This is a genomic window from Colwellia sp. RSH04 (assembly GCF_003545765.1).
GTDB lineage: Bacteria > Pseudomonadota > Gammaproteobacteria > Enterobacterales > Alteromonadaceae > Colwellia.
Window position 1 is genome coordinate 28,011 of record NZ_QXIO01000005.1, and the last position, 14,169, is coordinate 42,179.

14 protein-coding genes are annotated in these 14,169 nt (G+C 38.2%); 13 read left to right on the forward strand and 1 reads right to left on the reverse strand.

All coding sequences use genetic code 11. The features are described 5' to 3' along the window. Positions 1 to 62: 62 nt before the first annotated feature. Positions 63 to 755, reverse strand: coding sequence for a flagellar basal body P-ring formation chaperone FlgA (gene flgA / locus D1094_RS09730; RefSeq protein ID WP_118959918.1), 693 nt, complete (start codon positions 753 to 755; stop codon positions 63 to 65). Between the two features lie 179 nt (positions 756 to 934). Here flgA and D1094_RS09735 point away from each other — a divergent pair, with 179 nt between their 5' ends. From D1094_RS09735 to flgL, 13 genes are all read left to right on the forward strand, one after another. Next, positions 935 to 1,864, forward strand: a complete 930-nt coding sequence (locus D1094_RS09735) for a chemotaxis protein (protein ID WP_118959919.1) — start codon at positions 935 to 937, stop codon at positions 1,862 to 1,864. 52 nt (positions 1,865 to 1,916) lie between these two features. After that, complete coding sequence (locus D1094_RS09740) at positions 1,917 to 2,747, forward strand: protein-glutamate O-methyltransferase CheR (RefSeq protein WP_118959920.1); 831 nt, start codon at positions 1,917 to 1,919, stop codon at positions 2,745 to 2,747. Between the two features lie 190 nt (positions 2,748 to 2,937). Beyond that, positions 2,938 to 3,336 carry a flagellar basal body rod protein FlgB gene (gene flgB / locus D1094_RS09745; protein ID WP_118959921.1) on the forward strand — a complete coding sequence of 133 codons (399 nt, stop codon included), beginning with the start codon at positions 2,938 to 2,940 and terminating at the stop codon, positions 3,334 to 3,336. Between the two features lie 2 nt (positions 3,337 to 3,338). Next, positions 3,339 to 3,758: a flagellar basal body rod protein FlgC gene (flgC, locus tag D1094_RS09750; RefSeq protein WP_118959922.1), complete on the forward strand. Its 420-nt coding sequence runs from the start codon at positions 3,339 to 3,341 to the stop codon at positions 3,756 to 3,758. 30 nt (positions 3,759 to 3,788) lie between these two features. Beyond that, on the forward strand, positions 3,789 to 4,475 hold the full coding sequence (locus tag D1094_RS09755; protein ID WP_118959923.1) for a flagellar hook assembly protein FlgD: 687 nt from the start codon (positions 3,789 to 3,791) through the stop codon (positions 4,473 to 4,475). Positions 4,476 to 4,563: 88 nt separating this feature from the next. Next, positions 4,564 to 5,946 (forward strand): flagellar hook protein FlgE, encoded by a 1,383-nt coding sequence (gene flgE / locus D1094_RS09760; protein ID WP_118959924.1) that lies wholly within the window; start codon positions 4,564 to 4,566, stop codon positions 5,944 to 5,946. 230 nt (positions 5,947 to 6,176) lie between these two features. Continuing rightward, positions 6,177 to 6,920 carry a flagellar basal-body rod protein FlgF gene (gene flgF / locus D1094_RS09765; protein ID WP_118959925.1) on the forward strand — a complete coding sequence of 248 codons (744 nt, stop codon included), beginning with the start codon at positions 6,177 to 6,179 and terminating at the stop codon, positions 6,918 to 6,920. 42 nt (positions 6,921 to 6,962) lie between these two features. Further along, positions 6,963 to 7,751 (forward strand): flagellar basal-body rod protein FlgG, encoded by a 789-nt coding sequence (gene flgG, locus D1094_RS09770; RefSeq protein ID WP_118959926.1) that lies wholly within the window; start codon positions 6,963 to 6,965, stop codon positions 7,749 to 7,751. 27 nt (positions 7,752 to 7,778) lie between these two features. Next, positions 7,779 to 8,474 carry a flagellar basal body L-ring protein FlgH gene (gene flgH, locus D1094_RS09775; RefSeq protein ID WP_118959927.1) on the forward strand — a complete coding sequence of 232 codons (696 nt, stop codon included), beginning with the start codon at positions 7,779 to 7,781 and terminating at the stop codon, positions 8,472 to 8,474. Positions 8,475 to 8,534: 60 nt separating this feature from the next. Beyond that, entirely contained in the window at positions 8,535 to 9,629 is a 1,095-nt protein-coding gene (locus D1094_RS09780) for a flagellar basal body P-ring protein FlgI (protein ID WP_259337898.1), read from the forward strand. Positions 9,630 to 9,678: 49 nt separating this feature from the next. Next, complete coding sequence (gene flgJ / locus D1094_RS09785) at positions 9,679 to 10,821, forward strand: flagellar assembly peptidoglycan hydrolase FlgJ (protein WP_118959928.1); 1,143 nt, start codon at positions 9,679 to 9,681, stop codon at positions 10,819 to 10,821. A 99-nt stretch (positions 10,822 to 10,920) separates the two neighbouring features. Beyond that, positions 10,921 to 12,882 (forward strand): flagellar hook-associated protein FlgK, encoded by a 1,962-nt coding sequence (gene flgK, locus D1094_RS09790; RefSeq protein ID WP_118959929.1) that lies wholly within the window; start codon positions 10,921 to 10,923, stop codon positions 12,880 to 12,882. A gap of 10 nt (positions 12,883 to 12,892) precedes the next feature. Beyond that, complete coding sequence (flgL, locus tag D1094_RS09795) at positions 12,893 to 14,116, forward strand: flagellar hook-associated protein FlgL (protein WP_118959930.1); 1,224 nt, start codon at positions 12,893 to 12,895, stop codon at positions 14,114 to 14,116. The last annotated feature ends 53 nt before the right edge of the window (positions 14,117 to 14,169 follow it).

Sequence of the window (14,169 nt, forward strand, 5' to 3'; positions counted from 1 at the left end):
CAATAGTGTAGATTATTCCTAATATTTATATATCGGCATACAGTAATAATACTTTAATTAAATTATAGATGAATAACAACTTGGTTAATAGCAATTACTTGTGGGGTAATAATTTTACCTGAACGCAGATTTTCAACGCGAATTTGCTCGCCAATATTACCTGAACTTAATGCCTTACCTTGTGTTTTTATACTGAAGTTTTTTGATTCTGCAGTAATAGTAACACTATCTCCTTTGCATACTATGCATAAGCTTTTATTATTTATCGCTTTTCCTTTTCCTATTCGACGTTTAACTTTTGCGCCGTTGATCGGTTTAAAATCATTAAGTTTTTCACCTCTTATTTTATGTTCAGGTAAAAATTGTAAGGCAACGTTATCTTCGGTTAACCGGCTTCCTTTTGGTATTGTTTTGATTGCAACCAATACAGGGTAGGTTATAGAGACTTTTGCTGTGAGATACATTTTCCATGGTGTTGAATCTTCACAACTTATTTTCACATTTACATTTCTACCTATACTTTTTTCAGGTATATTTGCTTTAAGGGGAATTTGACAGGGCTTTATGATTATTCTGGGGTCAAGTTGTGCCACCGAAACGTTTATTTTTCCCTCTGATTTCGTTACATAATTTTGTTCTACATAGTTTTTACTGATTTGCTCTATTTCTTCTCTTTTATACTCTTTACTTAGGCAATGTGATGAGAAAATGAGCATTAGCGAAGAAAATGATAAAATTACTTGATTATATTGCATATATTTTGTTGTCTATATATAGGTAAATACAAATTGTCGTCTATGCTTAGGTTAAGTTAGTACATTTTATTTTGTGTCAATTTACAGACACATATTACTGTTACCTTACAAGAAGTGTGCCCTTATGAGTTTTGGGCAAAGTAAGAGTAGGTTAAAGCACGTATACAAATGAGGTTTTTATGGCAGGCATTTTAGATTCAGTAAACCAACGCACTCAATTAGTTGGTGAAAATAGACTGGAGTTACTTCTTTTTAAATTAGTGGGAAGACCACGCTTTGGCATTAATGTGTTTAAAGTGAGAGAGGTTTTGCAATGTCCACCATTAACGTCATTACCCAATCAAGATGCTTACATTAAAGGGGTTGCTCATATTCGAGGTCAAACTATTTCTGTTATTGATTTAAGTAAAGCGACAGGTGGTCCGCCAATTATGCAGACAGATGATAGCTTTATTATAATTGCAGAGTACAACCGAAGTGTTCAAGGCTTTTTAGTCGCAGGTGTTGAAAGAATTGTTACGCTGAGTTGGAAAGATATTATGCCGCCACCAGAAGGAGCTGGGAAATCGAGTTATTTAACTGCGGTAACTGAAATTGATAATGAAATGATTTCAATTTTAGATGTAGAAAAAATCTTAAATGAAATTTCTCCAGTTTCAACAGAATTGAGTGAAGGTGTTGGTGATGCACAAGTTGGTGAAGATTTAGGTGAAAAACTTGTCATGATTGCCGATGACTCTACTGTAGCACGTAACCAAGTAAAACGAGCTCTAGAGCCTCTTGGAATTAACATGATTTTGGCTAAAAATGGTCAAGATGCATTGAATCAACTATTAGAAATTGAAAGCACCTGTTCTAATTGTATCACCGAAAAAGTCGCGTTAATGATTTCTGATATTGAAATGCCTGAAATGGATGGTTACACACTAACTGCTGAGGTTAAAGGTAATGATCGTATGGCCAAAATGCCAATTATATTGCACACCTCATTAAGTGGTGTATTTAATAACGCGATGGTTGAAAAAGTAGGTGCTGAAGATTTTATACCAAAATTTCACCCTGATGAGCTGGCAACAGCAGTTAAGAAGTGGTTGAAACTAGAAGATTAACGTCGCTAGTTTAATCATATTATTTATACGTTGAGCAAACAGGAAATATCGAGTGTCAGCAAGACAACTAGACGAAAAAAGCTATCACGAATTTAGGACTTTCCTTGAGCAGCAATGTGGTATTGTGCTTGGGGAAAATAAACAATATCTAGTTAAAAGTCGTTTAGCGCCTTTAATGGCTAAATTTGGCATAGCATCTTTAGGTGAATTGGTCACTAAAACCCTTTCTCCTGTTGAGCGGCAACTTCGTGCCGCAGTGATTGATGCTATGACAACTAATGAAACACTTTGGTTTCGTGATGATTATCCGTTTAAGTTGTTAAAGTCTAAGTTGTTACCCGATTTCGCCAACAGAAAAACCCCAGTTAAAATTTGGTCTGCAGCCAGCTCTTCTGGTCAAGAGCCATATTCTATTGCTATGTCAGTGCTTGAATACCAGCAAGCAAACCCCGGCGCGTTTCCACGTGGTGTGCAAGTGGTTGGTACTGATATTTCGACAACGATGCTAGAGCATTGTAAATATGGCCACTATGATAGCTTAGCTTTAGCAAGAGGCCTTTCAGCAGAGCGTAAGCGACAGTTTTTTGAATCAGGCGATAACGGTATGCTGAAAGTGAAGCAGCATGTAAAATCGATGGTCAGTTTCAGGCCACTGAATTTATTAAATAGTTATAGTTTAATGGGGCGTTTCGATATTGTTTTTTGTCGCAATGTTTTAATCTACTTTTCTCCTGAAATAAAGTCTCAAATTATTGGCCAAATACACGGTGTTTTGAATAATGACGGTTACTTATTTTTAGGAGCCTCTGAGTCTTTGTCTGGATTAAATCAAAACTTTAATATGATCAGGTGTAATCCCGGCATTGTTTATCAAAAACGTTAACATTTACTATTAATAGTAATATCTAAAGCTAACTCATAACGACTTGTCTATTTGTCTATTTGACTATTTCTTGTTTTTACATACTTCTCTGATATCCCTTTAAAATAAATTTGACACTTTAATTGGCACAATAATTGAATAATCTTTACTCATAAATAAATGTAAGTTGTTTACACTAAGTGAGGCTGCTATGGCAGTGGGATTTGATAAAGGTTTTCAAATGCATGCTCAAGGTATGCTTTTACGTACCCAAAGAGCAGAAGTTATTGCTGGAAATATAGCTAATGCAGATACTCCTGGCTATAAAGCTCAAGGTATGGACTTCAAAGAGGCATTAGCCCAAGCTTCACAAAAACAGCGAACCAATATTTACAAAACCAACGAAAAACATTTCGATATTCGTACCGGCTCAGAAGATTTTCTAAAATTTCGCGTTCCAGATCAACCCGATACAGGTGATGGTAATACCGTTGATGTACAAATGGAACGAAACTTGTATCTAGAAAACTCATTAGAGTATCAAGCCAGCGTACAATTTCTTAATGGCAAGATAAAAGCCTACAAGAAAGTCATCAGCGGAGGTCAATAATCATGAGCTTATTTAACGTATTTGATATCAGCGGAAGCGGTATGAGCGCTCAATCCACACGGTTAAACACAACGGCAAGTAATATTGCTAATGCTGACAGTGTTAGTAGCAGTGCAAATGAAACGTATCGAGCGAGGCATCCTGTTTTTGCCGCAGCAATGCAAGAAGCTGCCGCAGGGCAACAAAATGCCGCTGGTGTAAAAGTGCTAGGGATAGTTGAAAGTGATAAGCCACTTAATGTGGAATATTCTCCAAGTCACCCTATGGCTGATAAAGACGGTTATATTTATAAGCCAAATGTTAATGTGATTGAAGAGATGACTAACATGATCTCAGCTTCACGCTCTTATCAAACAAATGTTCAATTAGCTGAGTCAGCTAAGAATATGCTCAATAAAACGTTAACTCTAGGTCAACGCTAATGAATAGCTTAACTATATTAGGAGCGCAAAATGGAAACAGTTAAAGGTGGCAATCCTCTTGAAGCTATGCGTTGGCAAAAAGAGGATTATAAAGTTGCAGAGCAAGATAAAGGCATGCTTACACAAGCAGATTTCTTTGCTTTATTAACGAAAGAGCTTTCAAATCAAGATCCGACAAAGCCTGTTGATAACAATGAGATGATTTCTCAGATGACTGCATTCTCAACCACAGATGGTGTGAGTAAATTAAATGATCAATTTAATTCCTTCGCAAGTTCTATGACTTCAAGTCAAGCACTGCAAGCATCATCATTAGTTGGACGCAGTGTTTTAGTTAAAGATAACGTCTTTGGCATGAATGAAGGTGAAAATGTTAAAGGTAAATTAGTCACCGATAAACCAGCGAGTAATGTTGTTATTTATGTCGAAAACACCGCGGGCGAAGTGATTCAAACTGTCCCTGTTGGTAGTGTTAATAAAGGTGAGTTTGGTTTTACTTGGAATGGTCAAACCGCTAATGGCGAAGATGCTCAAGCAGGCGCTTATCGCTTTAGAGTGGTTGGTTTAGTCGATGGTAAAGCATCAGAATTAGAAGCGATGACTTATCGTAAAGTTGACAGTGTCACTTTAGCGGGTGCGGGCGGCAATATTATGCTGAATTTAAATGGTGGCAGTGCAATGGCATTAGCCGATGTTATTGAAGTTTCTGAAACTTAATTATTTTCAAGATACTTGATTACACAAAATAAATGAATTTATTAGGCAAGTGCCAATACTGAATAGAATTTTTAAAGAGGGTTAGATTATGTCATTTAACATAGCATTAAGCGGGCTAAACGCAGCGCAGAAAGATTTAGATGTTACATCAAACAACATTGCTAATGTCAATACGGTAGGTTTTAAAGAGTCTCGTGCTGAGTTTGTAGATGTTTATGCCGCATCATTACTTGCTTCCGGTAAAACCAAAGTCGGTGATGGTGTATTAACTGCCGATGTTGCTCAACAATTTTCACAAGGTAGTATTCAATTTACTAATAATGCGCTTGATCTTGCCGTAACAGGAAATGGTTTTTTTGCAACAGTGCCTGAACTTGGCTCTCTTGAAACCTCATACACTCGAGCAGGGCAATTTAAATTAAACTCTGATAACTTCGTTGTTAATTCACAAGGCGGTCATTTATTAGGGTTTCCAGTAAACCCTGATGGCTCATCAGCATCGGTTAGTTTAAGTACGGCTGAACCTATTCGAATTCCAACAGCTTCTGGCGCACCAACTAAAACCAGTGAAGTCGATGTACGTATGAATTTACCTGCGGGTGACTCATACATAGCAGGGGCTCCAGGTAACTTTGATCCAGATGATCCACTAACCTTCAATAACTCAACGTCGGTAACAATCTTTGATTCGTTGGGTGATAGTCATGTAATGACGTATTTTTTCATTAAAGATGATCCCTCTGTCAACCCTAATCAATGGATGCTCTTTGCAGCCGTTGATGGCAAACCTATCAATTTAGTTGATGATAGTACGGCACCACCTTCACCAACGGGTATAACAGGTGGTACTGTTTCTGGTCCATTGGCTCCTGGTGGTGTTGGTGGAGCACGATTAGAGTTTGATGCTTCAGGTGATTTTATCGCACAAATACCAACCTTAGCTGATGGCGGTATTATTACCGAAGATTTTACTAATCACTTGCCAAATGGTGCGGATACTACTCAACGGGTACAAATAGATTTTAATTTGGACCCTACAGGCCCTAACCCGAATGAACCAACACAGTTTGCCTCAAACTTTGAAGTAACAGCATTAAACCAAGATGGTTTGGCTGTAGGGCGATTAACCGGTATTGATATTGGTACTGATGGTCTTGTTCGAGCTACCTACAGTAATGGTACGTCGCAACCGTTATCCCGTATTGCGATGGTAAACTTTGCTAACGAGCAAGGCTTAACCCAAATAGGTAATACTAACTGGAAGGAGAGCATTGTTTCTGGTGAGGCATTAGCAGGTGAAGCAGGTTCAGGTACTTTTGGTACGATTAATTCATCAGCACTTGAGCAGTCAAACGTTAATTTAACAACAGAGCTTATTGATTTAATTTCAGCACAACGAAATTTCCAAGCTAACTCTCGAGCGTTAGAAGTTGATAACCAGTTAAACCAAACTATTTTACAAATTAGATAGTTATTACAACCCCTAGCGACTTTACAATCGCTAGGGATTTACGCAAAAACCAATATCAAAGTTCCTCTCTTAGATATTGGTTTTTTATTTTTTACGACTGCTTTTCAATTTAAATAGAACTACCTCTGTTAAAACTGACTTTTTTCTTTTCAGAATAAAACTTATCTATTTACTCGTTGTGGCATTTAACTTGCATTTTCTTAGTTAGATAGAATTGTAAGGAAATTACCATGGATAAGATGCTTTATATCGCGATGAGCGGTGCTAAACAAAATATGCACGCTTTATCTATTAATGCCAATAACTTAGCCAATGCTAAAACAACGGGATTTAAAGCTGATTTAGCACAAGCGAGATCTATGCAAGCTTATGGTGAAGGTTTACCCACACGTGTCTTCTCTATGACTGAGAGAGCAAGCCAAAATTTTGACTCTGGTTCTATGTTAACGACGGGTCGTTCACTTGATGTTGCCATTGAAGGTGATGGTTTTATGGCTGTACAGGCAGGCGATGGTAAGGAAGCTTACACACGTAGTGGACATTTGCGAGTCACTGAACAAGGTACGCTAGAAACAAATTCTGGTGAACTGGTGCTAGGTGAGAACGGACCAATACAACTCCCTTTACCTGTTAACAATATTCAAATTGGTCGAGACGGAACTATTATGGTTCAACCTGAAGGCGCACCAAGTAGTGTTCAAGATGAGGTTGGCCGTATTAAGCTCGTAAATACTGACGTACGATTGATAGAAAAAGGAAACGATGGTTTATTCCGTGCGAAAGGGGGAGCTGCTTTACCTGCTGATATTAACGTTAAAGTACTGGGTGGTACCTTAGAATCAAGTAACGTGAATCCTATCAATGAAATGACAGAAATGATTGCCTTGCAACGACAGTTTGAGATGCAATTAAAAATGATGAAAACCGCAGAAGAGATCGACTCAAGTGCTTCTGCTTTATTAAGAGCATTCTAACGTGAGAGTCTCGATAACAACGATTAGCAAAAGAGGTGATTTATGAACCCAGCATTATGGATAAGTAAAACCGGCTTAGATGCGCAAAATAAAGATATTGCGGTAATTTCTAATAATTTAGCCAATGCCAGTACCGTAGGCTTTAAGAAAAGTAGAGCAGTATTTGAAGACTTACTTTATCAAAACATTAATCAGCCAGGTGGTCGTACAGCTCAAGATACTGAGGCGCCTTCTGGTTTAATGTTAGGTGCCGGTACCAAAGTAGTCGCGACACAAAAAATCCACACCCAAGGTGACATGATCACTACTGATAATGCATTAGATCTAATGATTCAAGGGGAAGGTTTCTTTGAAATACTTATGCCTGACGGTAGCTCTGCTTATAGCCGTAATGGTCAATTCACCATGGATGAAGAAGGTAATATGGTGACACCAGGGGCTGGGTATCTAGTTCAGCCGCAAGTAACCATACCCGAAGATGCCTTAAGTATTATTGTGTCTCAAGATGGTGAAGTGTCGGTTACGTTACAAGGGCAAGCTGATCCCGCTGTTGTTGGTCAAATTAACTTGATTAATTTTGTTAACCCAACAGGTCTAGAGCCTATAGGACAAAATTTATTTACTGAAACGGCGGTAAGTGGTGCACCTCAAGAAGGGGTTCCTGGGCTTGAAGGCTATGGCATGTTAGTTCAAGGCGCTTTAGAAACGTCAAATGTAAATACCACAGAAGAATTGGTCAATTTAATTGAAAGTCAGCGAGTTTACGAAATGAATTCAAAAGTTATTTCAGCTGTTGATCAAATGCTTAGCTATATTAATCAGCAATTATAGTCATTAGGTATAATTGAGGAGTCTGTAATGAATAACATTATTAAGCTTTCTTTAGTCAGTATGATAATGGCTTTAATGTCTGGTTGTAGTAACACCGTAGAATTAAGTAAGGCACTGCCTGATGATCCTGATTTTGCGCCGATAATGCCTGAGACAGAAGAAGAGTCAATTGTACCCAGTGGTTCACTGTTTAACCAACACTATGTAAATAACATTTATTCTGACTCAAAAGCGCACCGAGTGGGAGATATTATCTCTGTTATTTTAAGTGAGAGTACTCAAGCAAAGAAAAATGCTAAAACAGAGCTTAAAAAAGAAAATGACTTTGAACTTGGTGCTGTTACTGGTTTAGGTGGAGGAGCAGTCACGGTTAATGGTAAAGCATTACAGTTTGGGTTAGAGCAAGATTCTGCTTTTAAAGGTGACTCAAAAGCGGATCAAGGCAATAGTCTCAGTGGTAATATTTCTGTTCACGTATTACGCGTTTTACCTAATGGTAATTTAATGATCCGTGGCGAAAAATGGATCACCTTAAATAATGGTGATGAATACATTCGTCTAACGGGGGTTATCCGTTCAAAAGATATCAATTCTAATAATACCATTCAATCAACTAAAGTCGCCAATGCACGAATTCAATATGCAGGTACAGGAACTTTTGCTGATGTTAATGAACAGGGGTGGTTAACAAAATTCTTTAGTAGTTCTTGGTGGCCGATTTAACGTTTAATTTAACGATGAAATGAGTTGTTTTGTGAACTGTAAACAATAGGTAATAAGCAAATGAAAACGTTTAGACAAATAACATTAATACTTTGTAGCTTGATATTGGTAAATGTCAGTTACGCACAGCGTATTAAAGACCTAGCTGATGTCGCTGGGGTTCGTTCTAACCAATTAATTGGCTATGGCTTAGTTGTTGGTTTACCGGGAACAGGCGAACAAAGCCCATTTACTGAACAAAGCTTTAAAACCATGTTGAGCAATTTTGGTATTACCATGCCAGATAATTTAAAGCCAAAAATTAAAAATGTTGCCGCAGTAGCCGTGCATGCAGAGTTAAATGCTTTTGCAAAACCTGGTCAAAGTATTGATGTTACCGTTTCTAGCATGGGCAGTGCGCAAAGTTTACGAGGTGGTACTTTATTACAAACGGTATTAATGGGTATTGATGGCAATGCTTATGCTGTAGCTCAAGGCAGTTTAGTGGTAAGTGGTTTGGGAGCACAAGGGCTTGATGGCTCTCAAGTATTGGTAAATATTCCTACCGTTGGTCGAATTGCCAACGGTGCTATTGTTGAAAAAGAAGTTAAATCTCCCTTTTCATCAGGTGATTATATTACGTTTAATTTAAGAAACTCAGACTTCACCACCGCAAAACGTCTATCAGATACCATTAACGAATTAATTGAAGGCTCAGCTCAAGCACTTGATGCCACTTCTGTAAGAGTGACTGCGCCAAGAGATATTTCTGATAGGGTGAGCTTTTTATCTGTTATTGAAAACTTAGAGTTTGAACCAGCATCACCTGCGGCAAAAATTATAGTTAACTCGCGTACAGGTACTATTGTGATTGGCTCAGAAGTTAAATTGCTTGCCGCTGCTATCACCCATGGTGGTATTACTGTAACTATAAATGAGATACAAAATGTTTCTCAGCCTGATGCTTTTGCAGAAGGTGAAACAGTAGTAACGAATGAATCGGTGATTGATGTAAGTCAAACGGATGCTCGTATGTTTGTTTTTGAGCCGGGTATAACATTAGACACTTTAGTACGTGCCATTAATGAAGTAGGTGCTGGTCCAGGTGACGTGATGGCTATTTTAGAAGCACTTGACCAAGCAGGCGCTATTCGTGGCGAGCTCATTGTTATTTAACAGTGTTTATCTTTGTTATTAAGTCGTTTTAAAGCGAAAGGCTATCTTTATGGATACTAATATTAATCAAGCACATGCATTTGATCAGGCGCGTAATGCGTTGGAGTTAAATGGCTTAAACGATATTCGTGCACAATCAAGATCGTCAGATAGTAAAGAAAAAGGTGCTGCTTTAAAAGAAGCAGCCCAGCAGTTTGAAGCAATTTTCATGAGAATGTTACTTTCAAGCATGCGCAAGGCGCAAGAAGTTTTAGAATCTGATAGTCCTTTCAACTCTCAGTCAACAAAGTTTTACCGTGATATGCACGACCAGCAAATGGCTGTTGAATTATCCTCTAACGGTACATTAGGCTTAACAGATCTTATTGTTAGGCAACTAGGTGGTGGAGATGATTATAAGCCAAGTTCCGTTTTGCGTAATGATGGTAATTTAGCAACAGATAAAACTAACTCTCGCAATAATAGTTTATTAAATGCAATGTCTAGTGGTAAGCCACATAAAGCCCAGAGTGATATAGTCCAGGCAAGCTATTCTAATGATGAACTATTATCAGCGCAAAGTTTACTAAATCAAAGTAAAGCGCAATTTACAACGTTAGTTAATAACCCTTTTGGTAGTGCCTTAGGTGCTAACAGTGCTAAGTCTATACAGACTACTTCAGTGCCATACGCTACTTCAAGTACAACAGAAAATAATAACGTCAAAATATCAACACCTAACTTTGAACAACCAAAAGACTTTGTTTTTGCAATGGTTCAGCCAGCGAAAAAAGTCCAAGAAAAATTAGGTGTTCCTTTTGAGGTTGTTATTGCCCAAGCAGCACTTGAAACGGGGTGGGGGCAAAAAATTATTAAAGATGTTGATGGGGCAAGTTCAAATAACCTATTTAATATCAAAGCTGATGCACGCTGGTCTGGTAATAAAGTATCAAAAGATACGTTAGAGTTTGAGAATGGCGCGATGGTGAAAAAAACAGCACCATTTAGAGTATATCAATCGATTAGTGAAAGCGTTAATGACTACGTAAACTTCCTTTCAACAAACAATCGTTATCAAGATGCATTACAGCAATCTGGTAATGTGGAACAATTCCTGCATGGTCTACAGAAAGCAGGTTACGCAACAGATCCTCAATATGCTAACAAGATCCTCGGCACCTTGAAAACTGTTGGTAACTTATTAACCAAATAGGCGTGTCGAAGTAAAATTATAGACTCTGTTTACATAGATGAGTGTATGAATTAGGCAGTGCTGATTGGATCGTTATGTTTATCTGTAGGAGTGTCGATAATGACTGTTAGTTTATATCAAACCGGTGTGAGTGGGCTGTTAAGCGCACAGCAACAGCTGGCAACTACAGGTCACAATATCTCTAATGTTAATACCGAAGGTTATAACCGTCAACGGGCGGAGCAAAATGCAGCCGTAGGTTTGCGTTATGGTGATAACTACATTGGTTCTGGTAGTTATATTCAAGATATCACAAGACTTTATGATCAATTTTCTTATAAAGAGCAGTTGCTAAATCAAAGTAATTTAGGAAACTCTAACTCTCTACATAATAAGTTAACCCAACTTGATCAAATAATGAGCTCATCTGGTGTTACATTGTCTGAGTCTATCGACCGCTTTTACCAAGCTATGAATGGTGTTGCAGATAACCCTAATGATCCAGCATTAAGAAGTATCGTTTTAAATCAGTCAAGTATCTTAAGTAATGACTTTAATGAGTTACAAAGTAATTTTGTACAAATGCAAAAATCGGTAAATGGAGAGATTAATCAAGTTGCGAGTAAAATTTCAGAAATATCTTTAGAGTTGGCCAAAATAAATGAAACAATTTTACATTCACAAAATAACAGTCAAACAAGCAAACCAAATGATTTATTAGATAAACGTGATCAGCTAGTTGCTGAACTAGGAGAATATACACGCGTTAATACTATCGAAGATCAAAATGGAGTGATGTCTGTGATGATTGGTCAAGGAACCACGCTTGTGGCAGGTATTACACCATTAACGGTAAGTGTCGTTTCAGGTGATCCTGACCCTTTGAAAACAGAATTAAGGCTGAATAGCCCAAATAGCTCTACCGCATTATATGGCGCTGATATTGGTGGTTCATTATCTGCTAATTTTGAGTTTAGAGATCAACATTTAGCGCAAGCTATGATTGAAATTGAACGATTAGCGATGGCATTTTCCTCAACTATTAATGATAGTCAATCTGAAGGTTTAGATTTAAATGCCCTCAATGGAGCTAATATATTTACCGATATTAATACAACAGCGTTGCAACAAGGTAGAGTGTTATCACCACAGAGTAATGGTGGTAATTTAACAGCGCAAGTAAATATCTCCGATGTCTCTTTAGTACCAACCGATGAGTTTGAAATTCGTTTTGATGGCACTGATTTTATCATGATGAATTTGTCAGATAAAACAACGACTAATTTAGGTGCTCCAGGATCAGGATCTCCTGCGGGTACCCATACCACAGCATTTGGTTTTGAGTTTGTTGAAACGGGGGTTCCTGCTACGGATGATACTTTTCTTATAAAACCGACTAAAAATAGTGCTGCGCTGATGCGAACAATTATGACTGATGGAGCGCAGATAGCGGCAAGTACTGCTGTGTCCGTAATACCATCTAAGGATAATACAAGTGATGGCCAAGTAAGTATCACAGGAGTAACAGACCCTGAAACACAAAGAGCAAATAGACCAAGCAAATTAGAGATTTTAGAAAGTCCTATTGGGGTTTTTACTTATACAATTTTCAGTCAGGCTGGCTTACCATCTACTACAGGCCCATACACACCGCCATCTGAAACCATTTCTTTTCCTGTTTGGGAAATGACCATTTCTGGAACGCCATCAGGGGTAGCTCCTAATGCCCCTGAAGTCTTTAATTTTGAGGATGCCTTTGGACCCGGCAATGGACAGAATGCTCTAGCAACTTCTCAAACACAAACTCAAGGCATCCTTAATGCAGGTAAAGAAACATTTAATCAAAGTATGTCCATAAGTACTGCTCAAGTGGGCTCAAAAGCAAGTAATGCTGAACTTGCTGCAGATACAGCACAAGCATTATTCACCCAAGCATATAATCGGAATCAAGCGACTTCAGGCGTCAATTTAGATGAAGAAGCCGCTAATTTATTGAAGTTTCAACAAGCTTATCAAGCAGCATCACAAATTGTATCGGTGGCTAATACTATATTCGACACTATTTTATCGGCAGTGAGATAAGGAGTTTTTTATGCGTGTATCAACTGCACAGTTTTACCACCAAAGCAGCTTAAACATGATGAACAAAAGTTCAGATGTAAATGAGCAAACAGCCTATATTTCTAGCGGAAAAAGAGTATTAACGGCAAAAGATGATGCAGTATCATTTGGTAGTTTATCTGGCTATAAAGACGGTATGAACCGCATTGAACAATACAATCGAAATATTACCCAAAGTAAAAACCATAATGCTCTTACTGAAACTTCATTTTCGCTCGTTCAAGAAACGTTGTTACAGGCTAAGCAGCGATTTATTCAAGCGAATAATAGTGCTTTGACTGATGACGATAGGTTGTCCATTGCGGAGCAAATGAAACAGTATCTTACGCAAGTATTAGATATAGCAAATACCAAAGATGAAACGGGCGGGTATATTTTTTCAGGGTATCAAATAGAGACACAGCCCTTTGCTATTCAAGCTGATAACTCAGTAATCTATCAAGGTGATAATGGTGTCAACCAATTGGCAATTAGTAATAATATCTTGGTTGATAATAATCAATCGGGCGATCGAGCTTTTGAAAAGATAAATAATACTATTGGCGATTTTAGCCCTAGTTATAATACCAACGTGGGTGGTGCAACTGTATCTCGTGCCTTAATTGCTGATAGAGGCGCCTACGACATAGCGACTTTCCCCCCTGGATATACATTAGATTTTACAGATGCAGATAATAATGGTCAGTTAGAAGTGGTTATTACTGATTCAACCGCAGGTGGCGTAACCACCATTGATCCTTTTGTACCGGGTCAAGCGTTCAGCTTTAATGGTGTCGAAGTCACTATTGATGGTACCCCAACCGTTGGCGATCAATTCGTATTAAACGAAGATGATGAAGTTAGTATTTTTGAAACGCTTAAAGCGGCAATTGACTGGTTAGAGGTTGGTGGTAGTGCGGCAAATACTAGCCAACATGAAGTCGATTATGGCCATATTCTGAGTCAGCTCAATGAGTCGGCCAGTCACATTTCTGCTCAGCAAGGTAAAGCGGGCATTAATTTGCAGCTTATCGAAAGCCAGGAGAGCAGACACTTAGACAGTAATCTATCTCTTGAACAAGGCCGCTCTTCTATTGAAGATTTAGATTTTTATAAAGCCACGACACGCCTAGAGCAGTCAGAAGTTGCCCTTCAAGCAGCACAGCTTACTTTCACAAAAGTTCAAGGCTTATCATTACTCAATTATATCCGATAAAGCATAACTTTTTAAAAGTTGGCGCAATACTTGCTTTTATATTCGGTAGTGAT

What these genes read in the sequence shown, in the direction of transcription:
- flgA (WP_118959918.1), bottom strand. Translation starts at nt 755, where the DNA reads ATGCAATATAATCAAGTAATTTTATCATTTTCTTCGCTAATGCTCATT.
- D1094_RS09735 (WP_118959919.1), top strand. Translation starts at nt 935, where the DNA reads ATGGCAGGCATTTTAGATTCAGTAAACCAACGCACTCAATTAGTTGGT.
- flgB (WP_118959921.1), top strand. Translation starts at nt 2,938, where the DNA reads ATGGCAGTGGGATTTGATAAAGGTTTTCAAATGCATGCTCAAGGTATG.
- flgC (WP_118959922.1), top strand. Translation starts at nt 3,339, where the DNA reads ATGAGCTTATTTAACGTATTTGATATCAGCGGAAGCGGTATGAGCGCT.
- D1094_RS09755 (WP_118959923.1), top strand. Translation starts at nt 3,789, where the DNA reads ATGGAAACAGTTAAAGGTGGCAATCCTCTTGAAGCTATGCGTTGGCAA.
- flgE (WP_118959924.1), top strand. Translation starts at nt 4,564, where the DNA reads ATGTCATTTAACATAGCATTAAGCGGGCTAAACGCAGCGCAGAAAGAT.
- flgF (WP_118959925.1), top strand. Translation starts at nt 6,177, where the DNA reads ATGGATAAGATGCTTTATATCGCGATGAGCGGTGCTAAACAAAATATG.
- flgG (WP_118959926.1), top strand. Translation starts at nt 6,963, where the DNA reads ATGAACCCAGCATTATGGATAAGTAAAACCGGCTTAGATGCGCAAAAT.
- flgH (WP_118959927.1), top strand. Translation starts at nt 7,779, where the DNA reads ATGAATAACATTATTAAGCTTTCTTTAGTCAGTATGATAATGGCTTTA.
- D1094_RS09780 (WP_259337898.1), top strand. Translation starts at nt 8,535, where the DNA reads ATGAAAACGTTTAGACAAATAACATTAATACTTTGTAGCTTGATATTG.
- flgJ (WP_118959928.1), top strand. Translation starts at nt 9,679, where the DNA reads ATGGATACTAATATTAATCAAGCACATGCATTTGATCAGGCGCGTAAT.
- flgK (WP_118959929.1), top strand. Translation starts at nt 10,921, where the DNA reads ATGACTGTTAGTTTATATCAAACCGGTGTGAGTGGGCTGTTAAGCGCA.
- flgL (WP_118959930.1), top strand. Translation starts at nt 12,893, where the DNA reads ATGCGTGTATCAACTGCACAGTTTTACCACCAAAGCAGCTTAAACATG.